This is a genomic window from Phaeobacter sp. JH204B (genome assembly GCF_048055755.1).
GTDB lineage: Bacteria > Pseudomonadota > Alphaproteobacteria > Rhodobacterales > Rhodobacteraceae > Phaeobacter > Phaeobacter bryozoorum.
Window position 1 is genome coordinate 41,961 of record NZ_JAYMXF010000024.1, and the last position, 21,115, is coordinate 63,075.

Consider the following 21,115-nt stretch of genomic DNA (forward strand, 5'->3'; position numbering starts at 1 on the left):
GGCCGGACAATGGCAATTCTCGACAAACATAAAATCCTCGAGACCAATGCGACCCTCCTTCTGGTGTGCAGCTTTCTGGTTGTCACCATCGGTGGGCTGGTCCAGATCGCACCGCTGTTCTGGCTGGAAAACACCATCGAAGAGGTGGAAGGCATGCGCCCCTACACCCCGCTGGAGCTGGCCGGGCGTGACATCTATATCCGCGAAGGCTGCTATGTCTGCCACAGCCAGATGATCCGCCCCATGCGGGACGAAGTGGAACGTTACGGTCCTTATTCGCTGGCAGCGGAGTCGATGTATGACCATCCCTTCCAGTGGGGGTCCAAACGGACCGGCCCGGATCTGGCCCGTGTGGGTGGCCGCTATTCTGACGAATGGCACGTGGATCACCTGCGCGACCCGCAGTCGGTTGTCCCGGAATCGGTGATGCCCAAATATGGCTTCCTTGAGAACAACCGGATTGACGGCGAATACATCGGCGATGTGATGGCGGCGAACGCTTTTGTCGGTGTGCCCTATTCCGACGAGATGCTGGAAAATGCAGAGGCCGACTTCCGCGCCCAGAGCAATCCCGACGCCGATTATGACGGGCTTCTGGAGCGCTATGGCGAGAAGGTCAGCGTCCGCAATTTCGACGGTCAGCCGGGGATCTCCGAGGCCGACGCGCTGATCGCTTATCTGCAAATGCTGGGGACTTTGGTTGATTTCTCAACCTTCACCCCCGCAGCCAACCGCTGATTGGAGGCAGGCATGGATATCTACACTCTGCTTCGGGAATTTGCGGACAGCTGGATGTTGCTCTTTCTGTTCGTGTTCTTCCTGGCTGTTGTGATCTGGGCGTTCCGCCCCGGCAGCAGCAAGGTCTACAAGGACACCGCCAACATCCCCTTCCGGCATGAAGACAAACCCGCCCCAGAAATGGGTAAAGCCAAGGAGGCGCGGTCATGAGCAAGAAAGTGAAGAAGTTCGAGGACGATCCGAATACCACCGGCCACAGCTGGGACGGGATCGAGGAGTTCGACAACCCGATGCCACGTTGGTGGCTCTGGACCTTTTACGCGACCATTATCTGGGGCATTGGCTATACCATCGCCTATCCGGCCTGGCCGGGCATCCAGTCTGCGACTGCAGGTGTGTTGGGCTGGAACTCGCGGGCGCTGGTGGCAGAAGAAATCGCCGCGGTGAACGAGGCGAATGCCCCGATCAACAGCCGCCTTGAGGAGATTGAGCTTGCGTCGATTTCCACCGACCCCGAGCTGAACGGCTATGCGGTCTCGGCTGGTTCTGCGGTGTTCAAGACCTGGTGCGCCCAGTGTCACGGTGCCGGTGCCGCCGGGGCCAAAGGGTATCCGAACCTGTTGGATGACGATTGGCTTTGGGGCGGATCGATCGAGGATATCCACGCGACGATCGCCCATGGGATCCGCAACGAAGAAAGCGACGAGGCGCGTTATTCGGAGATGCCGGCCTTTGGTCGCGATGAGTTGCTGGAGAAGGAACAGATTGATCAGGTCGTGAACTTCGTGATGTCGCTTTCGGGCGATCCTCAGGATGCGACGAAGGTGGAGGCGGGCGCGGTGGTCTTTGCCGACAATTGCGCCTCCTGCCACATGGAGGACGGTACCGGTGACCGTTCGCAGGGCGCTCCGAACCTGGCCGATGCCATCTGGCTCTATGGCGGGGATTACGCAACCCTGACAGAGACCGTCCACAATTCACGTTACGGGGTCATGCCAAATTGGAACACGCGTCTGACCGAGGCGCAGATCCGCGCGGTTTCGGCTTATGTGCACCAGTTGGGTGGCGGCGAATAGCTCTGCCTGTTTCGTGTCGCTAGATATAATCTCTGGGGCTGCCTTCGGGCGGCCCCATCTGTGTTTTGATAAGGTGAGTGGTGGCGGATTTTTTGCTTGAAGCTACAGTTGCTGTAGGGTTTAGCAGGGTGGGGCAACCAGATAGGTGACCCCATGTCAGATACCCGCTTCCTTACCGCAACCTCTATGCTGGATATCACCGCGCCAGCAATTTCTGCTTTGATTTCAGAGCGTGGCTGGCAGCAGCTCGCACCCGCTGACCGGATCGGCGCCGCCTATACCTACGTCCGCAATGATATTCTGTTTGGCTATAACATCGCTGATACGCGGACAGCATCGCAGGTTCTGGCGGACGGCTACGGCCAATGCAATACCAAGGCAACCTTGCTGATGGCGCTGCTGCGGGCGCTTGGCATTCCGTGTCGTCTGCATGGCTTCACCATTGATAAGAGCCTCCAGCGCGGTGTTGTACCCGAACTGGTGTATTGGATGGCTCCGCGCAATATCCTGCATTCTTGGGTTGAGGTTCAGCTGGACGGCCAATGGATCAACCTGGAGGGTTTCATCCTGGATCAGGGCGTGCTCGGGGCTTTGCAGGCGGCATTTCCGGGGCGCGACACGCTTTGTGGCTATGGCGCTGGCACCGATTGCCTGCAAGCGCCGATGGTCGCATGGCAAGGGCGCGACACCTATATTCAGAAAACCGGGATCAATGCAGATCTTGGTGTGTTCGATAGCCCGGATGCCTTCTACGCCCGCCACCGGCAGGACCTGCGCGGCATACGCGGTTGGCTCTATCGGAATGCCATTCGTCATTGGATGAACCATCGGGTCGCCGGGATCCGTCGCGGGCAGGTGCCGGTACTGCCAGGTGGGAGCAGTACATTGGAGCCGCAGTTCTCCAGTCCGCTTCTTACCGCGGACACCGGCCCGTATTCAACAGAGGGAGAGTAGATTTTGGCCGGTCTTTGATCCCGGTCAAATACAATGGACGGGAGGCCGGATAGTCTTGCCTCATCAGACAGTGCCACCGATGTGCCCTTTCCAGCGCCGGTGGCCGTCCAGTCCGCCACCTGTCTTGCAGGGAAACGGACCCAGCGTCGGCTTTTCGATCTGTTCGCGCGTTTCCTGAAAAGCCGACGCTCTCGCTATCCCAAGCGTTCATCTCCATATGCGGTGCCGGTTGCTCAGCCGATTGGGTTCTATCCCGCTGGCCACAATCACGCTAGGCTTGTTCCCGGAGCGCGGGACCGGTGACATCTCGCGGCTGCGCCCTGGTGTCACATCTGCGACGTGGCGACGCGGCCGACCGCGGGGAGAGGAGCGCAAAGGCCTCTACTTTATGGATTTATTGGGCGCGCCGTGGTTTCGGACGGATTGCCGCGCCCGGTTGACGATGTCGTCGCGACGGCAAAGATGTGTTCCGCATACGCGTTTGATCCACGTCAAGGTTCGTCCGGGGCGCATCTGGGACAACCGCTACAACAATGCAAGATTTGGAGTGAGTCCGTGAGCGATTCCGATCCCGCCCCCAGCCTATATGCAGCCCGAGAGCCGATATTCCCCCGCCGCGTGTCCGGCGCCTTTCGTAACCTGAAGTGGTATATCATGGCGGTAACGCTGGGGATCTACTACTTGACGCCATGGATCCGCTGGGACCGTGGTCCGGCGCTGCCCGATCAGGCGGTGTTGCTGGACCTGGCCAATCGGCGGTTTTACTTCTTCTGGATCGAAATCTGGCCGCATGAGTTCTATTTCGTTGCGGGCTTGCTGATCATGGCAGGCCTGGGGTTGTTTCTGTTCACCTCGGCGCTGGGGCGTGTCTGGTGCGGCTATGCCTGCCCGCAGACGGTCTGGACGGATCTGTTCATCCTGGTCGAGCGCTGGGTCGAGGGGGATCGGAACGCGCGCCTTCGCCTGCACCGCCAACAGAAGCTGGATTTTCGCAAGGCGCGTCTGCGGATCACCAAGTGGGTGCTCTGGCTGTTGATTGGTCTCGCAACCGGGGGGGCCTGGGTCTTCTATTTTGCAGATGCACCGACGCTGCTGCATGATCTTGTCACCGGGAATGCCCACCCGGTCGCTTATACCACTATTGCCATCCTGACCGGGACCACTTTCCTCTTCGGTGGTTTTGCGCGTGAGCAGATCTGTATCTACGCCTGCCCCTGGCCACGCATTCAGGCGGCGATGATGGACGAGGATACGCTGACCGTCGGCTACCGCGAATGGCGGGGAGAGCCGCGCGGCAAACCGCGCAAGACCGATGAGCCGGGGCTGGTCCACGGCGATTGCATCGACTGTATGGCCTGCGTCAACGTCTGCCCGATGGGGATCGACATCCGCGATGGTCAGCAGATGGAATGTATCACCTGTGCGCTTTGCATAGACGCCTGCGATGATGTGATGGAACGGATCGGTAAGCCGCGCGGGCTGATCGACTATATGGCGCTCAGTGACGAGGCGAATGAGCGCGCAGGCCATCCACCCAAGAACATCTGGAAGCATATCCTGCGCCCGCGTACGCTGATGTATACGGCACTCTGGGGGGGCGTTGGTCTGGCGCTCCTGTTTGCCCTGTTCATCCGTTCGGACATCGAGTTGACGGTGGCCCCGGTGCGCAACCCGACCTTTGTGACGCTCTCGGACGGCTCGATCCGTAACACTTATGATGTGCGGTTGCGGAACAAGACTGGAGAGCCACGCCCGTTTGAACTTTCGATCAAGGGAGCGCCAGGCATGCAGCTCACGCTGGAAGGCATTGATGGCTCGATCGTCACGGTGCCTGCCGATACCAGCCTGCTTCAGCGCGTTTATATCGTGGCACCGAAATCCGCCGATGCCGCCGCAGCGCGCAGCACGCCGGTGCGGATCTGGGTTGCAGATATCGACAATGGCGAACGTGCGTATAAGGATACCAGCTTTAACGGGAACGGGAGCAGCCAATGACCGAGGGCAAACCGACACGACAGTTCACCGGCTGGCACGCGCTTATGATCTTCGGCGGCGCCTTCACCGTGATCATCGCTGTCAATATCGCGCTGGCGGTCAATGCGGTGCGGACGTTTCCCGGGCTGGAGGTCAAGAACAGCTATGTCGCAAGCCAGAGCTTCGATGCCCGTCGCGATGCGCAGCAGGCTCTGGGCTGGTCAGTCTATGCCTCGGCCGCCGGGGATCAGGTGAAACTGGAGATCACCGATGCCAATGGCGCACCGGTTGAGGTGGCACATTTGGCAGCGACACTCGGCCGTGCCACCCATGTGAAGGATGATCAGACACCTGATTTTCGCTTTGACGGTACGGCCTATGTCGCAGCTGCGCAGCTGAGCGCGGGCAATTGGAACATCCGAATGGTGGCCCGGGCCGAGGATGGCACCGAATTCACGCAGCGGGTCATCCTGCATGTGGCGCGGTAACTGGCCATGAGCACCGCCTTTGGCCCCCAACTGGCCGCATGCCCCGGCTGCGTCGCAGCGCCAAACGGCGCGGTTGAGCAGGCGCCGACCGAGGCACGTCTGGCCCTGTCGCTGCCCAGTATTCATTGTCAGGCCTGCATCTCCACGGTGGAGCGGGGTCTGAATGCGGTGCCGGGCGTGCGGAGCGCTCGGGTCAATCTCACTCTGAAACGCGCGCTGATTGAGGCCGATCCCGAGTTGCGTGCGCTTGATCTGGTGCCAGTATTGGAACAGCTTGGGTTCGAGGCGCACGAGCTTGACCTGTCGGCGTTGGGCGCGACCGAGACCGATCAGGCGGGACGTGAGCTGCTGATGCGTCTGGCGGTGGCCTTCTTCGCGTCGATGAATGTGATGCTGCTGTCGGTCTCGGTCTGGTCAGGGGCAAGCGATGCAACCCGTGACATGTTCCACTGGATCTCTGCGGCGATCACCTTCCCGGCGATCCTCTTCGCCGGGCAGCCTTTTTTTCGCAACGCCTGGCAGGCCTTGCGGGTGGGGCGGCTCAATATGGATGTGCCGATTGTTCTGGCAATCGTCCTGGCGCTGGTGACCTCTCTGTTGGAGACCTCGCTCTCTGGTGAACACGCCTATTTCGACGCGGCGCTGACATTGACGTTCTTCCTGCTGGCCGGTCGCTATCTGGACCATCGTACCCGCGCTGTGGCGCGTTCTGCGGCCGAGGAACTGGCGGCACTGGAGGTCCCGCGCGCCCTGCGGCTGGATGAGGCCGGGCAACCGGCGGAGGTTGCCGTTGCCGATCTGGCCATTGACGATCGTATTCTGGTACGCCCGGGCGGTCGGATGCCTGTGGATGGTGTCGTCCTGGACGGGCAGTCGGAACTGGATCGCTCTTTGCTGACCGGTGAAACGCTGCCGGTTTTTGCCGAAGTTGGGAGCCTTGTTTCGGCGGGTGAGGTCAATCTGACCGGACCCTTGATTGTGCGCGCGACCGCCGTCGGGGCCGAGAGTTCCCTGCATCAGCTTGCCGATCTGGTCGCCATCGCAGAGTCCGGGCGGTCACGCTATACCTCGCTGGCGGATCGCGCGGCGAAGCTATATGCGCCCGGGGTTCATATCCTGTCCGCGCTGGCCTTCCTTGGCTGGTATCTCTTTACCTTCGACATGCGAGTGGCGCTGAATATTGCCGCTGCGGTGCTTATCATCACCTGTCCCTGCGCGCTGGGGCTGGCGGTCCCTGCGGTGACAACTGCGGCCTCGGGGCGGCTGTTCAAGAAAGGCATGTTGATCAAACACGCAACTGCGCTGGAACGTCTCGCTGAGGTCGATATCGTAGTGTTCGATAAGACCGGCACGCTGACCAATGGCAACCCTCAATGCGATGACTTCGACCAGCTGTCTCTGCCAGATCAGCGGTTGGCCTATGCGCTGGCACAGGGGTCTGATCATCCGCTGTCGGTTGCAATCTGCCGTGCTGCGGAACAGGCCGGGATTGAGCCTGCGTTGCTGACAAGGCAGGAAGAGGTGCCGGGATTTGGCACCGGGGGGCAGCACGGGGGGCAGCGGGTGCGTCTGGGGCGCGCGGCATGGGTTGGCGCGGCGCCGGGGCAGAAGACCGCCGCCTATCTTGATCGCGGTGATGGTGCGCCACAGGCTTTGACGTTTTCGGATAGTCTGCGTCCCGGCGCCGCTGCGGCGGTAGAAGCGTTGCAGGCGGCGGGAAAGGACGTCTGGCTGATTTCGGGTGACACTGAAGGAGCGGTGAGCGAACTTGCAGGCCGCCTCGGGATCCAGAACTGGATGGCCTCCGCCTTGCCGCAGGATAAATGCGATCAGGTCTCGGCCTTGTCCAGCGCGGGCCACCGGGTGCTGATGGTCGGTGATGGTTTGAATGACACTGCTGCGTTGGCGACAGCACATGTGTCCATTTCGCCCGCTTCGGCGCTGGATGCAGCGCGGGTTGCGTCGGATATCGTTCTGCTGGGACAGGATCTGGCCCCCATAGCCGAGGCCTGTAATGTCGCGCAGAAGGCAACACGACGCATTCGCGAGAACTTTCGCATTGCGACACTCTACAACGTGATCGCGGTTCCCTTGGCGGTGGCAGGGCTTGCGACCCCTCTTGTGGCTGCCTTGGCGATGTCGACATCGTCGATTACAGTATCCCTAAACGCGTTGCGCCTGCGCTGATGATGACCGCAGGCGACCGGCAGGCCAATTCAAGAGAGCCAAGATGAGCGTACTTACCTATCTGATACCGATCTCCCTTTTCCTGGGGGGCGTGGGACTTGTCGGTTTTCTCTATACGGTGCGCTCGAACCAATATGACGATCCAGAAGGTGATGCGCGCAGGATTCTCAGCGACGAATGGGATGATCACCCCAAGCCGTGATTGAACGCTCGAGTGACGGCATGGACCTGCAAAAGAAAAGGCGCCAGAAGGCGCCTTTTCCTATTGGCTTTGTCGCCCGCTTCAGGAGGGGCCGACCGTTTCGCAGGTGATGTTGCGGGCAGAGAGGCGGCGGCAGGCGAGGGCCGCACTCTCCTTGGTCATGCCAAGAAAATTGGCATCAAAGCCACGAGGTGTCTTAACAACTTTGCGCAGGCTGCCATCGAGGGTTGCCATTTCGGCAAGTGCCGTGCGCAGCAGCACTTTTTCGGCCTGATAGCGGCTGCCGTAGCGGCCCACGTTGATACCCCAGTAGCGCCCGCCCGAGGTTGAGAGCCGGGTGACAACCACCGGTTCCGGCTCGGCTGCGGTCTGGTTCGTGGCCAGCCGTGCCGGACGGGCCATGGGGCGCAGACCTACAAAGGGGCGTGGCCTGGCAATCGGAGCAGCCGTTTGTTCGGCTACGGCCGCCACGATTTCTGCCTCGGCGATGGCCGCCGTGATGCTGGCCTGTAGGACATCGCGATCCAGCTTCGGTGGTGCCTCTGCTGCTGGGATTTCGCTGGTGGTCGTCTCGGTCTCAGCCTCGGTCTGAGCCTCGGCCAGCACTGTTGCGGCCTCAGGTTCAGCGGCGCCTGGACGGCGTCTGGGGCGCAGGCTGGTTTTCACCAGACCCGAGACGCGGATGGTCTTGCCCGCCGCCCCGTCGGCTGCGGGTTCGTCAGCGCTGGCCAGCTGGGTGCCAAGACCACGATTGCCCTGGTAGGGCGGGCGCGCCGGCCGCCGCAATTTGGCGCTGCTTGGCGCGCGGCGAAACCCAAGATCGAGGAGTTCGGCGACTTTGGCATTACGAGAGGTTGATGATTTGCCGCCAAAAACAGTGGCAATGATCCGTTCGTTGCCACGTTCTGCGGAGGCGACGAGATTGAAACCTGCGGCCCGGGTGTAGCCGGTCTTGATCCCGTCGGCACCGCGATAGGCCGCAAGAAGACGACGGTTGGTGTTGGGCACGTTGCGCACACCGGCATCCGCCGAACGGCGCGAGAACAGATTGTAATACTCGGGATAATCATAGAGCAGATGCCGCCCGAGCGTGGTCATGTCACGCGCGGTGGACAGATGCCCGTTCTGGGTGAGGCCATGGGCGTTTTTGAAGGTGGTGCGAGACATCCCAAGCGCCTTGGCCGTGCGGGTCATGCGGCGGGCGAAGGCGGCTTCGGATCCGGCGAGTGTCTCGCCAATGGCAGTGGCGGCATCATTGGCGGATTTTACGGCAGCGGCCCGAATTAGGTAGCGAAAGGCGATGCGCTGTCCGGCCTTCAAACCCAGTTTCGACGGTTGCTCGGATGCGGCGTTACGGCTGATCTTGACCTCTGTATCGAGGCTAATCTCGCCGTTGCGAATGGCTTCAAACGCAATATAGAGCGTCATCATCTTGGTCAGCGAGGCCGGGTGCAGCCGGGTGTCTGCATTTCGGGAGTGCAGGACTTCGCCCGTCCGGGCGTCGATGACCATCGCGGCATAGGGGGCTGCCATCGCACTGGGCGGCGCAGTTGCGACCATCGATAGGAAAATAACCAGTCCCAAGACCCAACGCCCCAAACGGGAATACACCCGCAAAGCGCGGATCAGCGGAGTCCGCCTGACCTGCACGATATCTGCCATTTTTGCCTCTTGTCGCCGGTTTTCCGACTGACGTTTTTGCCTGTATTAAAAAAAGCGTAGCACAGGGTCACTTTGGAATAAACAGCCCGGTTTTTAAGGAAAAATCGAGTTCAGAGTTTGCTCTTCGACATCTAGTGGTGCGCTGCAATGATGACCACTAGATCGGCGGTTGGTTAAGGAAGTGTTAGCGAAAAAAATTGCCGCGGCGCGTGCTATTGGCGGTTGCACGCCTGCGTCTGGTGCCCTGCTGCAACAAGGCACGGCCGACACGCCGCCCATTGAGCGATTCCAGCAGGGCATGACGGGCTGAATCCGCGAGTCTGTCAGGGGTGATGCGGTCCTGTCGTGTAGAAAGGGCCCATGTAGGCCAGCTCCAGAGAAAAGGCGCAGGGGGTGGAGATTCGTGCTGTGATTGCGGTTTTCAATGCCGCAAGCAGCCTGTTGGAAAACGCGGCATCGCGATGGGGTTTCACCAGAACGGAGACCTTCACCACAACATGGCTGTGATGATAGGCGTCGGTCGGATAGCCGCGTCCCTTGCAATCACCGGCCCCATCGTCGTGGGATAGGATGACCTGTTCGATTTCTGCCAGGATCGCGGGGATGTCGAGATCCAGATCGCTGCTGTATTTAATTTCGGCGTGGGGCATTGGTGTGTCCGTTTGTTGAGTGATGAAGGCGAGAGTCGCGATAGCGCGGATCAGCCGATCTCGGCCACCAGCGCGGGCAGTGCGCCCAGATCCGCGATTTCGGTGTATCGAGGGCTATGGGTCGGCGCCGGAGCAAACTCGACCTCCCAGATCAATCCATGCGGCACATATGTGCCCCAGCCGCCTGCCTCGATTGCCGGGACCACGTCCGAACGCATGGAATTGCCAACCATCATCGCCCGCTCCGCGCCATCGCCGTGGCGCAGGAAAATTTCGGCATAGATCTGCGGCGTCTTCTCCGAGACGATTTCGACCCCGTCGAACAGATCACCCAGCCCGGATTGCGCCAGCTTGCGCTCCTGATCCAGCAGGTCGCCTTTTGTGACCAGCACCACGCGGTGGCTGTCGGCCAGAGCTTCAACCGCTGTCCGCGCGTTCTCCAGCAACTCGATAGGGTAGGAGAGCATCATCTGCCCGGCGGTGATCAGCTCCTGTATGACGCAGGCAGGCACCTGGGCCTCTGTCACGTCAATGGCGGTTTCAATCATCGACAGGGTGAACCCCTTAACGCCATATCCATAACGCCCGAGGTTCTGTTTTTCCGCTGCCAGCAGCCGCTCCCCCAAAGCCTGCGAATCGAGATCATCGGGAACGTGATCCATCAGCAATTCGGCAAAGCGGTCCTGGGTGATGCGGAAAAATCGTTCATTATGCCAAAGGGTATCATCGGCATCGAAGCCAATTGTTGTCAATTTTCGAGTCAATCCGACACTCTCAATCCCTTTTCCTATCCATCAGAAAGGCTATATAAGCGGGACATCAAAATCCATCCACGATCGGAAGTCTGTGCCAATGCTGCATACGCCAGTTATGATGTCGGATCATTCAGATGACGATACCGATCTCGGTGTCCTGACCAAGACCCGACCCAAAACGCAGCGTCCGCCGCGCTACAAGGTGCTGTTGCTGAATGACGATTACACTCCGATGGAGTTCGTGGTCATGGTGCTGGAACGGTTCTTCAGCATGACCCATGCCGAGGCCTTCGAAGTGATGCTCACCGTTCACAAGAAAGGCGTCGCGGTGGTCGGCGTTTTCAGCCATGAGATCGCCGAGACAAAAGTGGGGCAAGTGATGGATTTTGCCCACCGCCATCAGCATCCGTTGCAATGCACGATGGAAAAAGAAGAATAAAAAGAGGCTTTTAGATGTCTGTTCGCCTGTCCCTGGCCGTCGAGACGGGCGGATTTTCCGTGCCCGACTCCGGCCGCATCGTTGTGTTTCACCCGCTGTCCGACCTTGACCTGTCGGCGCTGCCAAAAGAGCGGCTGCTGATCGTACAACCCTTTGCGCCCGATCATATTGCGCTGGCGGGCCAAGGCTACGATTGCGTGCCCGAGCTGCCTGCGGACGAGCGGTTCGCGGCAGCGGTTGTTCTCTTGCCACGGGCGAAGGCTCTGGCGCGCGCACTGCTGGCCAAGGCCGCCGAGGTCTGCGACGGCCCCGTGCTTGTCGATGGTGGCAAGACCGATGGGGTCGATTCGGTGCTGAAGGCGCTGCGTGCCCGCACCGAAGTGTCGGCCCCGATATCAAAGGCACACGGCAAGGCGTTCTGGTTCGACGCGACGCACTCCGATCTGGCGGACTGGCAGGGCGCAGCTGCCCAGGTCGAGGGTGGTTTTCAGACGGCTCCCGGTGTGTTCTCCGCCGATGGCATTGATCCGGCTTCGGCTCTGCTGGTCGCCGCACTGCCGGAGAAGCTGGGCCGCAATGTGGTCGATCTTGGGGCCGGGTGGGGCTATCTCGCCGCTGCGATCCTGCAACGCGAGGGCGTGACGGCGCTGCATCTGATTGAGGCTGATCATAATGCCCTCAGCTGTGCGCGAAAGAACGTCAGCGATCCCCGCGCCCACTTCCACTGGGCCGATGCCCGCAGCTGGTCTGCGCCAGAACGGGTTGATTGCGTCATTTCCAATCCGCCGTTCCACACTGGGCGCACGGCAGAACCGTCGCTCGGACAGGCGTTTATCACTGCGGCGTCCGGTATGCTGGCACCGTCAGGGTCGCTCTGGATTGTTGCAAACCGGCATCTGCCCTATGAGGCGACGCTTGCCGAGCAGTTCGTAACAGTCGATGAGGTCGCCGGGGACAATCGGTTCAAGGTGCTGCGGGCCAGCCGACCGCGTCGTCACCGTCGCTGACAACGACCAAACACAAAGGGTGGTTCCCTTGTTTCTGTCGGCAGTCTAGGTTGCTGAAAAACGGGGTGGTGCCGTGGCGCCCCCCGGATCCTGACGGAGATCATTCATGTCTTTTTCCATTTCCGGCAAAACGGCCATCGTCACCGGTTCGGCCAGTGGCATCGGTCTTGCCATTGGCAAACAATTCGCAGCAGCCGGTGCCAATGTCATGTTTGCCGATACCGATGAGGCGGCGCTGCTGAGCGAGCTTGGCACGCAAGCGGATGAAAGCAATATCCGGTACTTTGCCGGGGACCTTCGGGAACGGCTCACCATTGCCAATCTTTTGTCGGCAACCATTGATGCCTTCGACGATATCGACATCCTGGTCAATGGCGCACGGCAGGTGGTGCCGACCGATCCGCTGGACCCGGAAGACAAGTCGATGGAGCTGCTGCTCAACGAGACGCTGTTGCCGACCATGCGCCTGTCGCAACAGGTCGCACGGCGGATGATCAAACAGGGTGAGCAACGCGACAATGGCGGGCCCAATGGCGCCATCATCAACCTGTCATCCATCGCCGCACGCCGCTCGCACCCGGAACTGCTGGCCTATTGTGTGGCCTCGGCTGCGCTTGATCAGTTGACCCGGTCGCTGTCGGTTTCGCTGGCCCCTCATAGGATCCGGGTCAACTCCATTGCGTTCGGCTCTGTAATGAGCGCGTCGATGCAGGCGACGCTCAAGGATAATCGCGCCTATCGGCAGGATATCGAACGCCATACCCCCTTGGGGCGTATTGCCTCCCCCAGTGAACTGACCGAGGCGGCGCAGTTCCTGGCCTCTGACGCGGCGGCCTTTATGACCGGCCAGATCGTTACCCTGGACGGTGGCCGCACGCTGCTGGACACTGTCGCGGTGCCGGTCCATTAAGCGGCTTTCACCTTTGCGCATATAGGCGACCAGATGAGCATTGAAATGATCGACGAAAAAGCCCGAGCGGCAGCTTGGTTCAGATCCTTGCGTGATACGATTGTGGCCGCCTTCGAGGCGCTGGAAGACAGCCATGCCAGCGGCCCTTTCAATGATCAGCCTGCCGGCCGTTTCGAGGTCAGCGAAACCACGCGCTCTGCCGAGGATGGCAGTGATGCCGGTGGTGGCCTGATGAGCGTGATGCGCGGCGGTCGCGTCTTTGAAAAGGTCGGCGTGAATATCTCTGAGGTCTACGGCACATTGGGTGAGCGCGCCCAGAATGCCATGGCGGCGCGCAAGGGCATTCCGGGGATGAAGGACGATCCGCGCTTCTGGGCCTCTGGCATCTCTCTTGTGGCACATATGCAGAACCCCCATGCCCCCGCGGTCCATATGAACACGCGGATGTTCTGGACCCCGCATGCCTGGTGGTTTGGCGGGGGGTCTGACCTGAATCCATGTATCGAATACGATGAGGACACCGCCCATTTCCACCGCATGCAGGAACAGCACTTGGCGGCCCATGGCGCCGGGCTGTATCCCCAGCTCAAGGTCTGGGCGGATGAGTATTTCTACATCCCTCACCGGCAGAGGGCGCGCGGGGTTGGCGGCATCTTCATGGATGACCGCAACAGCGGCGACTGGGAGGCAGATTTCGCCCTGACGCAGGATATTGGCCGCGCCTTCCTTCCTGCCTATCTGCCGTTGGTCGAAAAACGCAGGCCGATGGCATTCGGCGCAGCGGAGAAAGACGTCCAGCTGGTCCATCGCGGCCTCTATGCCGAGTATAATCTGGTCTATGACCGCGGCACCAAATTCGGCCTGGAAACCGGCCATGACGCCAATGCCGTCCTGATGAGCCTGCCGCCGATGGCGAAATGGGTCTGATCAATTCGCGCGATCTCCTGCTGATGGCGCGGGCGCGCTGTCTTGATCATTGCTCTGAACGGGCTGGCGGGCTTTACTGAACCAAAGCGAAAATCGCAGAGATCGGGCAGGTCGGGATGAGCAGATTTTGGTGGGTGCTTGCAGGGATGATGGTCCTTGCCGCTTGTAGCGGCCGAAAAACACCGGTTGCGCCACCGACACCGCCAATAGGCCAGCCGGTGCAGCCCGGAGAAACCACCGCCAGCCTTGCCGCGGCGCGGGCGCGGCTGATCACCCACCCTAAATTCGCCGACAGCGATCCGCACCCTTGGGACGGGCGCACGCCATGGTCGTACCCCATCCATGGCATCGACGTCTCACGCTGGCAGGGGGACATCGAATGGCGCCGGGTTCGGGCTGCAGGCATCAGCTTTGCCTATCTGAAGGCAACAGAAGGCGGTGATCTCACCGATCCGAAATTCCGCGATCACTGGCGTGCCGCACGACAGGCGGGCGTCAAACGCGGCGCCTATCATTACTTCTACTTCTGCCGCCCGGCCGCGGAACAGGCGCGCTGGTTCATCCGTCATGTCCCCCGCGACAGCGCGGCCCTGCCGCATGTGCTGGACATGGAGTGGACGCCACATTCTCGCACCTGCACCAAACGTCCCTCCGGCGCCAGGGTGCGGGCGGAGGCAAAGCGGTTTCTGGACCTTCTGGAAGCGCATTATGGCCAGCGGCCTGTGCTCTACACGACGGTGGATTTCTACCGTGAGACCAGCATCGGCCGCCTGCGGGATACTGAGTTCTGGTTGCGCTCGGTCGCGGATCACCCGCATGTCACCTATCCCGGTGCGCTCTGGCGGTTCTGGCAATATACCGGCACCGGACGCGTGCCCGGGATCACTGGCAACGTCGACCTCAACGTCTTTGGCGGCGGGCCAGAGCGTTGGCTGCGCTGGTCGGGGCAGATCTGAGCTGCACCGGCCGGGCCATCTTCTGGCTCAAAATATCCCGGAGCGCGAGGCAGCGCCTCGCATTCTACTGCCGATCCTGGTGCTTCCAGTCGAAAAAGCCCGCTCCGGCTTGCGCCAGAAGTTTCGCGGCCATCTCGCGGCCCAGCTCCGCACCGTCTTCGAGCGCACAGGTCTGATCGTCATTGATCGCTTCCGATCCGTCAGGGCGCAGGACTTCGCCGCGCAGCCTCAGACTGTTGCCCTCCAACGTCGCAAGACCAGCGATCGGGGTCTCGCAAGAGCCATCCAGCGCGGCAAGAAATGCGCGCTCGGCGGTCAGGCGCAGCCCGGTCTCGCGGTCATGCAGAGCCGCCAGCATATCACCGATACGGCTATCGCCCTGTCGGCGCTCAATGCCAATGGCACCCTGGGCGACGGCGGGTAGCATGTCTTCTGGGGGGATGGCGGTTGCCGGAACCTGATCGGCGCCAAGACGGTTGAGCCCGGCCATCGCCAGAAAGGTGCATTCGGCCACACCATCGCGCAGTTTGGTCAGCCGTGTCTGCACATTGCCCCGAAATTCCACAACCTTGAGATCGGGACGCCGATGCAGAAGCTGTGCGCGCCGCCGCAGTGAGGAGGTGCCGACAACGGCGCCTTCGCGCAGCTCCGCGATGGATGAGACATCGGCGCAGATGAAAGCATCACGCACGTCTTCACGCGGCAGATAGGTGTCCAGCAGCAACCCCCCAGGCTGCGCTACGGGCATGTCCTTCATGGAATGCACTGCAATGTCGATAGCACCGGACAGCAGGTCCTCTTCGATTTCCTTCGTGAACAGCCCCTTGCCACCCAATGTCTTCAGCGGTTTATCTGCCGCGATCAGCGCCTGATTGTCACCGCTGGTCTTGATCACGACGATGTCGAATGCGTCCTGTGGCAGATCGAAGGCGGCCATGAGTCGGGCGCGGGTTTCATGGGCCTGGGCCAGCGCCAAAGGCGAACCGCGGGTGCCGATTTTCAGGGGCGAAGCGGGGGAGGGCAGATCGATCTGTGTCATATATCGACCCTTAATCGCGACATAATGCCATGACAAGCACCGGTCCTGCTGCCCTTGACAATTTGCCGCCAAGGCTAGACCTCAGATGCAACACAGATATGAGGGTGATCATGGCCGAACAGAAGAAGCTGCTGCGCGCATTGGCGGGCGAGACACAGGATGTGCCGCCGATCTGGATGATGCGCCAGGCGGGCCGCTATTTGCCCGAGTACCGCGCCACCAGGGCTGAGGCCGGCGACTTTCTGTCGCTCTGCTATAATCCAGAACTGGCGACTGAGGTGACGCTGCAGCCGATCCGTCGCTACGGTTTCGATGCAGCGATTCTGTTTGCCGATATCCTCTTGGTGCCGCAGGCACTCGGGGCTGATCTTTGGTTCGTGACCGGCGAGGGGCCGCGCCTGTCGACGGTCACAACGGAGAGCGATTTTGCCAAGTTGGGACCGGTCAGCGACATCCATGAGACGCTGAACCCGATCTATGAAACCGTGCGGCTGCTCTCGGCTGCCTTGCCCCGCGAAACCACGCTGATCGGCTTTGCCGGAGCGCCCTGGACCGTCGCGACCTATATGATCGCGGGACGCGGCACGCCGGATCAGGGGCCTGCGCATCTGCTGCGTCAGAAAAACAATCCGCTGTTTGAGGCGCTGCTGAACCGTATCACTGAGGCGACGATCGAATATCTCTCGATGCAGATCAAAGCCGGTGCTGAAGTGGTCAAGATCTTTGACAGCTGGGCAGGATCGCTGAGTGGCGAGGCGTTTGAGAAATACGCATTGGCTCCCTGCCGCCAGATCACTGCCGCGCTGAAACAGCTCCATCCCGAAATTCCTGTGATCGGTTTCCCGCGTGAGGCGGGGGAAAAATATGTCGGTTTTGCCAAGGCGACGGGTGTCGATTGTGTGGCGCTTGATAACTCCGTTGACCCCGAATGGGCGGCGGCCAATGTGCAGGTTGACGGCTGTGTTCAGGGCAATCTTGCCTCGCGCCATATGGTGACGGGGGGGCAGGAGCTGATTGATGACACCCACCGTATCGTCAAAGCTTTCGGCAAGGGGCCGCATATCTTTAACCTCGGCCACGGGATCACCCCGGACGCCGATCCGGACAATGTGCAACGGATGATCGACGCGGTGCGCGGCAGCTGACCGGGCTGAACAGAGCTGTCCGGCGATCATGTTCGTCTTGCGCGCTGAGGCCAATTGCGGCATCAGCGCGTTTTCCACTCACGCCGAAAGGGCAAGTCGATGGATTACAAGAAATCTGGAGCCCCCAGAATGGGCAAAAACAGCCCGCGTCATCAGGAGCATAATGCCAAGGGCAGCGCCAAGAACCCCTATGGTGCGCGCGAAACCAAAGCCGAACTCCTGGCGCGGATGAAAGCAGCGGCGGAGAAGGCCAAGAAAGACAGCTGATCCTAGCGCTGCCGTTGCCTCAGCTCCGCCAGTATCTCGGAATTGTGCTGGCCACGTGCCGGGGCCGGTGGGACCTCCCAGCTGTCCTGACCAGAGAACCGTGGCGCCGCAGCGGCCTGGAGGCCATTCTCAGCTGTTACCCAGGTCCTGCGCTGGTTCATCGGATGTGCCTCTGCCTCGATGGGTGACAATACCGGTGCCACGCAGGCGTCGCTGCCCTTGAATAGCCTGTCCCAGTGGTCGCGCGGCTGCGCGGCAAAGATACCGGCCAGCCTTGCGCCCAGCACCGGCCAGAGGCTTTTGTCGTGCTGCCGGGCGAATTGGGCATCCTCGCTCAGATCGAGGCGCGACAGAAACTCGGCGTAAAACTGTGGTTCCAGACATTGCACGCTGATGTACCCGCCATCGGCGCAGACATAACAGCGGCTCCAATGCGGCCCATCCAGCAGGCTTTTCCCACGCAGGCTGCTGAACTGTCCGGCCTGCTGCAACGTCATCAACAGGTTCATCATATGGGCCGAGCCATCGTAGATCGCGGCATCGACGACGCATCCGGCTGGCGTGTCGCCGTGACGGTTTTCGCGCCTTACCAGCGCTGCCAGAATACCCGCGACCAGATAAAGCGCGCCACCGCCGATATCGCCCACCAAAGTCGCCGGTGGCTGGGGAGGGGTGCCGGGCGTTGCATCATACCAAAGCGCCCCGGACAGCGCGATATAGTTCAGGTCGTGACCGGCGGTTTCGGCCAAGGGGCTATCCTGCCCCCATCCGGTCATACGCCCATAAATGAGGTCGGGGTTGCGGGCGTGACATGTGATCGGCCCCAGCCCCAGCCGCTCCATAACACCGGGTCGAAAGCCCTCGACCAGCGCATCGGCAGTCTCGACGAGATGCAGCAGCGTTTCGACGTCAGCGGGCGATTTCAGATCCAGCGTGATGGAGCGTTTGCCGCGATCAATGATCGGATGTGCAGGCATCAAACCCGCGCCCTCGCCTTTGCGGTGAACGCATATGACATCCGCGCCAAGATCCGCCAGCATCATCGCGGCGAAGGGCGCAGGGCCCAGCCCTTCGATCTCGATTACACGAATTCCTGTCAGCATGGCGGGCCTCCTGTCGGGTAATGTCGGATGATGTCGCGACCTTGCTGTCAGCCTAGCGGCTTTCTGCCCGGCCCCAAGAAGACCGTTGCGGCACATCCCGAATACTGCTGTTTTCGGATCAGATTTTTCTGAAGAAAGCGCTTGAAGCTCCAGCTGCTGTAGCAATTACATAAGCAGCCGACACGATGTGATGACAAAAAAGGTGACATTGGAATGGCTAGGGATGCGATTGAGCAGCTGGAGTGGCGGGTAACCGGAATGGACTGTGGGTCCTGCGCGACCAAGGTGCGTGGCGCGGTTGAGCGACTGCCGGGTGTCAGCGGCGTCGAGGTCGCCATGATGTCGGAGCGGCTGCGCCTGGAGCTTGATCCAAGCCAAGGCTCGGTGATGGCCGTCGAGAAGGCGGTGCGCGGGCTGGGGTTTGGTGTCACGGCAAGCAGCACTGCACCAGCTGGCACCTCTGCGCCCTGCTGTGGCGGCGTACAGCACGCCGATGCCGCCGATGCAGTGGCCCCGCCTTGGTATCACAGTGCCAAGGGGCAATTACTGCTGGTGACGGGGCTGCTGCTGGCGCTGGCCTGGAGCATTAAGCTGCTGGCATCGCCTACGGTTGGTCTCTGGGCGTTCATGCTGGCGACCCTGATCGGAGTGGCTCCTGTGGCGCGGCGTGCCTTTGCGATGCTGCGGGCGGGGATGCCCTTTACCATTGAAATGCTGATGTCGATCGCAGCGATTGGCGCCCTGTTTATCGGTGCTGCCGAAGAGGCGGCACTGGTGGTGTTTCTCTTTGCCGTGGGTGAGATGCTCGAAGGCCTGGCTGCCAACAAGGCGCGGGATGGTATCCGGGCGCTTGCGGATTTGGTGCCAAAGACGGCGCTGCTTGAAGGTGGTGACACCCTGGAGGAGATCGCCGCAGATCGCCTGCGGGAGGGGCAGATTGTCGTGGTGCGCCCAGGTGACCGCGTGCCTGCGGATGGCGAAGTGATCGACGGTATCTCGGGCGTCGACGAAAGTCCGGTGACGGGCGAGAGCATGCCCAGCCTCAAGGAACCGGGATCCGAAGTCTTTGCCGGATCAATCAACACCCAGGCGGTGCTGCGGGTGCGGGTGACCCGCGCCGCAGCCAACAACACCATTTCGCGGATTATCCGGCTGGTGGAAGAGGCAGAAAGCGCCCGTGCGCCGACAGAGCGTTTCATCGACCGCTTCAGCCGGATCTATATGCCGATCATCGTGGGTATCGCGCTGCTGGTCGCATTGGTGCCGCCGCTGGTCTTCGCGATGGATTGGGACACATGGATCTACCGCGCCCTTGCCCTGTTGTTGATCGGGTGTCCCTGTGCCCTGGTGATCAGCGTACCCGCCGCCATCGCTTCGGCGCTGTCGTCCGGTGCGCGCCATGGTCTGCTTCTGAAAGGGGGCGCAGTGATCGAGGCCGCCGCCCGCACCACCGATGTTGCATTCGACAAGACAGGCACGCTGACCCGTGGGCGACCTCAGGTCACGGATATCGTTGTGGTTCAGGGCAGTGAGGGCAGCGTTCTGCAACTCGCCGCAGCGGTCGAGCGGGAGTCGAGCCACCCTCTGGCCGAGGCGATCTATGCTCGAGCTGTCGAAGCCGGGGTAGATATTCCGCCGGTGCAGGAAGCCCGCGCGGTGCCGGGGAAGGGGGCCTCTGCCAAGCTCGGGTCGGTTGTCATCACCGTCGGATCGCCGCGCTTTGCCGCAGAAACAGGTGTGATGGCGCAGGCTTCCATGGTGCAGGCTGCCGAGCTTGAAGCCGAGGGGAAGACCGTTGTCGCCCTGTTCAGCGACGAGGTTCTATATGGATTGATCGCGCTCAGGGACGAGCCGCGCGAAGATGCGGTGGAAGCGATGCGCGCGCTCCGACAGATGGGGATCACCGCAACGATGCTGACAGGGGACAATGCCCGCACGGCAGCCGCCATCGCCGGCCAGCTGGGGATTGATCACCGTGCAGAGCTGATGCCGCAGGACAAGGTAGCGGCCCTGCAAGAGCTGACACAGCGCGGTCAGGTCATGATGGTCGGCGATGGGATCAATGATGCGCCCGCGCTTGCGACAGCGCAGGTTGGTGTCGCAATGGGGTCTGGCACCGATGTGGCCCTTGAGACCGCAGATGCCGCGATCTTGCGCAACCGGGTCAGCGATGTGATCGGCATTATCCGCCTGTCGCGCGCCACTTTGACGAATATTCGCCAGAACGTTGCCGTGGCACTGGGGCTGAAAGGCGTGTTTCTCGCGACATCGGTTCTGGGGATCACGGGCCTGTGGATCGCGATTCTGGCCGACACTGGCGCCACGGTCCTGGTGACGCTTAATGCGCTGCGGCTGCTGTCTTTCAGACCCTCGCCAACGTCGAAGGAGCGCTAAGCACAGGCGTGGGCGACAGGCGCCGACTGAGGGAGAGATCAATAATGCGGAGGACGTTCGTCGCCAATGACAACCCCGCCGCCACCGTCCTGCTCGCGTGAAGCTTCCCGCTGAAACAGCATGGCGACACGATGGGTCAGCCGGTCAATCTCGGATTGCTGCCGGTTGACCACATCGCTCAGCTCATCGACGGTGCGCGTCAGGTGGGCGATCTGTTCTTCGAGATGTTGCATCGGTTTCTC

22 protein-coding genes are annotated in these 21,115 nt (G+C 61.2%); 16 read left to right on the plus strand and 6 right to left on the minus strand.

Going from position 1 to position 21,115, the window contains the following annotated elements; genetic code table 11:
• The first annotated feature begins 9 nt into the window (after nt 1-9).
• The 8 genes from ccoO to ccoS all read left to right on the plus strand — a co-directional run bounded on the left by ccoO (nt 10) and on the right by ccoS (nt 7,619).
• On the plus strand, nt 10-738 hold the full coding sequence (gene ccoO / locus VXL81_RS13340) for a cytochrome-c oxidase, cbb3-type subunit II (RefSeq protein WP_340546718.1): 729 nt from the start codon (nt 10-12) through the stop codon (nt 736-738).
• A 12-nt stretch (nt 739-750) separates the two neighbouring features.
• On the plus strand, nt 751-948 hold the full coding sequence (locus VXL81_RS13345; protein WP_340546719.1) for a cbb3-type cytochrome c oxidase subunit 3: 198 nt from the start codon (nt 751-753) through the stop codon (nt 946-948).
• Complete coding sequence (gene ccoP / locus VXL81_RS13350; RefSeq protein WP_416545200.1) at nt 945-1,814, plus strand: cytochrome-c oxidase, cbb3-type subunit III; 870 nt, start codon at nt 945-947, stop codon at nt 1,812-1,814. Before VXL81_RS13345 ends, ccoP begins: the two co-directional genes overlap by 4 nt.
• Nucleotides 1,815-1,967: 153 nt before the next feature.
• Nucleotides 1,968-2,768, plus strand: coding sequence for a transglutaminase-like domain-containing protein (locus VXL81_RS13355; protein ID WP_416554665.1), 801 nt, complete (start codon nt 1,968-1,970; stop codon nt 2,766-2,768).
• Between the two features lie 555 nt (nt 2,769-3,323).
• Nucleotides 3,324-4,763 carry a cytochrome c oxidase accessory protein CcoG gene (gene ccoG / locus VXL81_RS13360; protein WP_340546722.1) on the plus strand — a complete coding sequence of 480 codons (1,440 nt, stop codon included), beginning with the start codon at nt 3,324-3,326 and terminating at the stop codon, nt 4,761-4,763.
• The gene (locus tag VXL81_RS13365) at nt 4,760-5,230 is read left to right on the plus strand and encodes a FixH family protein (protein ID WP_340546723.1); all 471 of its coding nucleotides are present in this window, start codon (nt 4,760-4,762) and stop codon (nt 5,228-5,230) included. Before ccoG ends, VXL81_RS13365 begins: the two co-directional genes overlap by 4 nt.
• A gap of 6 nt (nt 5,231-5,236) precedes the next feature.
• The gene (locus VXL81_RS13370) at nt 5,237-7,417 is read left to right on the plus strand and encodes a heavy metal translocating P-type ATPase (protein ID WP_416554667.1); all 2,181 of its coding nucleotides are present in this window, start codon (nt 5,237-5,239) and stop codon (nt 7,415-7,417) included.
• Between the two features lie 43 nt (nt 7,418-7,460).
• Nucleotides 7,461-7,619, plus strand: coding sequence for a cbb3-type cytochrome oxidase assembly protein CcoS (ccoS, locus tag VXL81_RS13375; RefSeq protein WP_024095921.1), 159 nt, complete (start codon nt 7,461-7,463; stop codon nt 7,617-7,619).
• 81 nt (nt 7,620-7,700) lie between these two features.
• Here the strand turns inward: ccoS and VXL81_RS13380 are convergent, their stop codons facing one another.
• From VXL81_RS13380 to VXL81_RS13390, 3 genes are all read right to left on the minus strand, one after another.
• Nucleotides 7,701-9,281 carry a D-alanyl-D-alanine carboxypeptidase family protein gene (locus VXL81_RS13380; protein WP_416538220.1) on the minus strand — a complete coding sequence of 527 codons (1,581 nt, stop codon included), beginning with the start codon at nt 9,279-9,281 and terminating at the stop codon, nt 7,701-7,703.
• 323 nt (nt 9,282-9,604) lie between these two features.
• Entirely contained in the window at nt 9,605-9,931 is a 327-nt protein-coding gene (locus tag VXL81_RS13385; protein WP_416538221.1) for a hypothetical protein, read from the minus strand.
• A gap of 50 nt (nt 9,932-9,981) precedes the next feature.
• A complete protein-coding gene (locus VXL81_RS13390; RefSeq protein ID WP_416554669.1) occupies nt 9,982-10,695 on the minus strand; it encodes an HAD family hydrolase in 714 nt (237 codons plus the stop codon).
• Between the two features lie 88 nt (nt 10,696-10,783).
• Here VXL81_RS13390 and clpS point away from each other — a divergent pair, with 88 nt between their 5' ends.
• From clpS to VXL81_RS13415, 5 genes are all read left to right on the plus strand, one after another.
• Nucleotides 10,784-11,125: an ATP-dependent Clp protease adapter ClpS gene (gene clpS, locus VXL81_RS13395; protein WP_416545208.1), complete on the plus strand. Its 342-nt coding sequence runs from the start codon at nt 10,784-10,786 to the stop codon at nt 11,123-11,125.
• A 14-nt stretch (nt 11,126-11,139) separates the two neighbouring features.
• Nucleotides 11,140-12,132 (plus strand): class I SAM-dependent methyltransferase, encoded by a 993-nt coding sequence (locus VXL81_RS13400; protein WP_416543238.1) that lies wholly within the window; start codon nt 11,140-11,142, stop codon nt 12,130-12,132.
• A gap of 106 nt (nt 12,133-12,238) precedes the next feature.
• Nucleotides 12,239-13,042, plus strand: coding sequence for an SDR family NAD(P)-dependent oxidoreductase (locus tag VXL81_RS13405; RefSeq protein WP_340546730.1), 804 nt, complete (start codon nt 12,239-12,241; stop codon nt 13,040-13,042).
• 33 nt (nt 13,043-13,075) lie between these two features.
• Entirely contained in the window at nt 13,076-13,969 is an 894-nt protein-coding gene (gene hemF, locus VXL81_RS13410) for an oxygen-dependent coproporphyrinogen oxidase (protein WP_416554671.1), read from the plus strand.
• Nucleotides 13,970-14,085: 116 nt separating this feature from the next.
• Nucleotides 14,086-14,925 carry a GH25 family lysozyme gene (locus VXL81_RS13415; protein WP_416554673.1) on the plus strand — a complete coding sequence of 280 codons (840 nt, stop codon included), beginning with the start codon at nt 14,086-14,088 and terminating at the stop codon, nt 14,923-14,925.
• A 64-nt stretch (nt 14,926-14,989) separates the two neighbouring features.
• Here the strand turns inward: VXL81_RS13415 and hemC are convergent, their stop codons facing one another.
• Complete coding sequence (gene hemC, locus VXL81_RS13420; protein ID WP_416554675.1) at nt 14,990-15,964, minus strand: hydroxymethylbilane synthase; 975 nt, start codon at nt 15,962-15,964, stop codon at nt 14,990-14,992.
• A gap of 110 nt (nt 15,965-16,074) precedes the next feature.
• Here hemC and hemE point away from each other — a divergent pair, with 110 nt between their 5' ends.
• Nucleotides 16,075-17,109 carry a uroporphyrinogen decarboxylase gene (gene hemE, locus VXL81_RS13425; protein ID WP_416554677.1) on the plus strand — a complete coding sequence of 345 codons (1,035 nt, stop codon included), beginning with the start codon at nt 16,075-16,077 and terminating at the stop codon, nt 17,107-17,109.
• Nucleotides 17,110-17,238: 129 nt separating this feature from the next.
• A complete protein-coding gene (locus VXL81_RS13430; protein ID WP_340546850.1) occupies nt 17,239-17,376 on the plus strand; it encodes a hypothetical protein in 138 nt (45 codons plus the stop codon).
• A gap of 2 nt (nt 17,377-17,378) precedes the next feature.
• Here the strand turns inward: VXL81_RS13430 and VXL81_RS13435 are convergent, their stop codons facing one another.
• On the minus strand, nt 17,379-18,479 hold the full coding sequence (locus VXL81_RS13435) for a CaiB/BaiF CoA transferase family protein (protein ID WP_416554679.1): 1,101 nt from the start codon (nt 18,477-18,479) through the stop codon (nt 17,379-17,381).
• Nucleotides 18,480-18,692: 213 nt separating this feature from the next.
• On the opposite strand from VXL81_RS13435, the gene VXL81_RS13440 reads away from it, so the two are divergent.
• Nucleotides 18,693-20,873 (plus strand): heavy metal translocating P-type ATPase, encoded by a 2,181-nt coding sequence (locus VXL81_RS13440; protein WP_416554681.1) that lies wholly within the window; start codon nt 18,693-18,695, stop codon nt 20,871-20,873.
• A 38-nt stretch (nt 20,874-20,911) separates the two neighbouring features.
• Here VXL81_RS13440 and VXL81_RS13445 read toward each other — a convergent pair whose 3' ends face one another.
• Complete coding sequence (locus tag VXL81_RS13445; RefSeq protein ID WP_340546737.1) at nt 20,912-21,106, minus strand: SlyX family protein; 195 nt, start codon at nt 21,104-21,106, stop codon at nt 20,912-20,914.
• Between the last annotated feature and the right edge of the window lie 9 nt (nt 21,107-21,115).

Excerpts from the sequence above, each read along its gene's own strand:
- hemF (WP_416554671.1), top strand. The coding sequence starts at position 13,076 with ATGAGCATTGAAATGATCGACGAAAAAGCCCGAGCGGCAGCTTGGTTC.
- ccoS (WP_024095921.1), top strand. The coding sequence starts at position 7,461 with ATGAGCGTACTTACCTATCTGATACCGATCTCCCTTTTCCTGGGGGGC.
- VXL81_RS13385 (WP_416538221.1), bottom strand. The coding sequence starts at position 9,931 with ATGCCCCACGCCGAAATTAAATACAGCAGCGATCTGGATCTCGACATC.
- VXL81_RS13440 (WP_416554681.1), top strand. The coding sequence starts at position 18,693 with ATGGCTAGGGATGCGATTGAGCAGCTGGAGTGGCGGGTAACCGGAATG.
- clpS (WP_416545208.1), top strand. The coding sequence starts at position 10,784 with ATGCTGCATACGCCAGTTATGATGTCGGATCATTCAGATGACGATACC.
- VXL81_RS13445 (WP_340546737.1), bottom strand. The coding sequence starts at position 21,106 with ATGCAACATCTCGAAGAACAGATCGCCCACCTGACGCGCACCGTCGAT.
- VXL81_RS13355 (WP_416554665.1), top strand. The coding sequence starts at position 1,968 with ATGTCAGATACCCGCTTCCTTACCGCAACCTCTATGCTGGATATCACC.
- ccoP (WP_416545200.1), top strand. The coding sequence starts at position 945 with ATGAGCAAGAAAGTGAAGAAGTTCGAGGACGATCCGAATACCACCGGC.
- ccoO (WP_340546718.1), top strand. The coding sequence starts at position 10 with ATGGCAATTCTCGACAAACATAAAATCCTCGAGACCAATGCGACCCTC.
- VXL81_RS13435 (WP_416554679.1), bottom strand. The coding sequence starts at position 18,479 with ATGCTGACAGGAATTCGTGTAATCGAGATCGAAGGGCTGGGCCCTGCG.
- VXL81_RS13400 (WP_416543238.1), top strand. The coding sequence starts at position 11,140 with ATGTCTGTTCGCCTGTCCCTGGCCGTCGAGACGGGCGGATTTTCCGTG.
- hemE (WP_416554677.1), top strand. The coding sequence starts at position 16,075 with ATGGCCGAACAGAAGAAGCTGCTGCGCGCATTGGCGGGCGAGACACAG.
- VXL81_RS13365 (WP_340546723.1), top strand. The coding sequence starts at position 4,760 with ATGACCGAGGGCAAACCGACACGACAGTTCACCGGCTGGCACGCGCTT.
- VXL81_RS13405 (WP_340546730.1), top strand. The coding sequence starts at position 12,239 with ATGTCTTTTTCCATTTCCGGCAAAACGGCCATCGTCACCGGTTCGGCC.
- VXL81_RS13380 (WP_416538220.1), bottom strand. The coding sequence starts at position 9,281 with ATGGCAGATATCGTGCAGGTCAGGCGGACTCCGCTGATCCGCGCTTTG.
- VXL81_RS13345 (WP_340546719.1), top strand. The coding sequence starts at position 751 with ATGGATATCTACACTCTGCTTCGGGAATTTGCGGACAGCTGGATGTTG.
- hemC (WP_416554675.1), bottom strand. The coding sequence starts at position 15,964 with ATGACACAGATCGATCTGCCCTCCCCCGCTTCGCCCCTGAAAATCGGC.
- VXL81_RS13370 (WP_416554667.1), top strand. The coding sequence starts at position 5,237 with ATGAGCACCGCCTTTGGCCCCCAACTGGCCGCATGCCCCGGCTGCGTC.
- VXL81_RS13415 (WP_416554673.1), top strand. The coding sequence starts at position 14,086 with ATGAGCAGATTTTGGTGGGTGCTTGCAGGGATGATGGTCCTTGCCGCT.
- VXL81_RS13430 (WP_340546850.1), top strand. The coding sequence starts at position 17,239 with ATGGGCAAAAACAGCCCGCGTCATCAGGAGCATAATGCCAAGGGCAGC.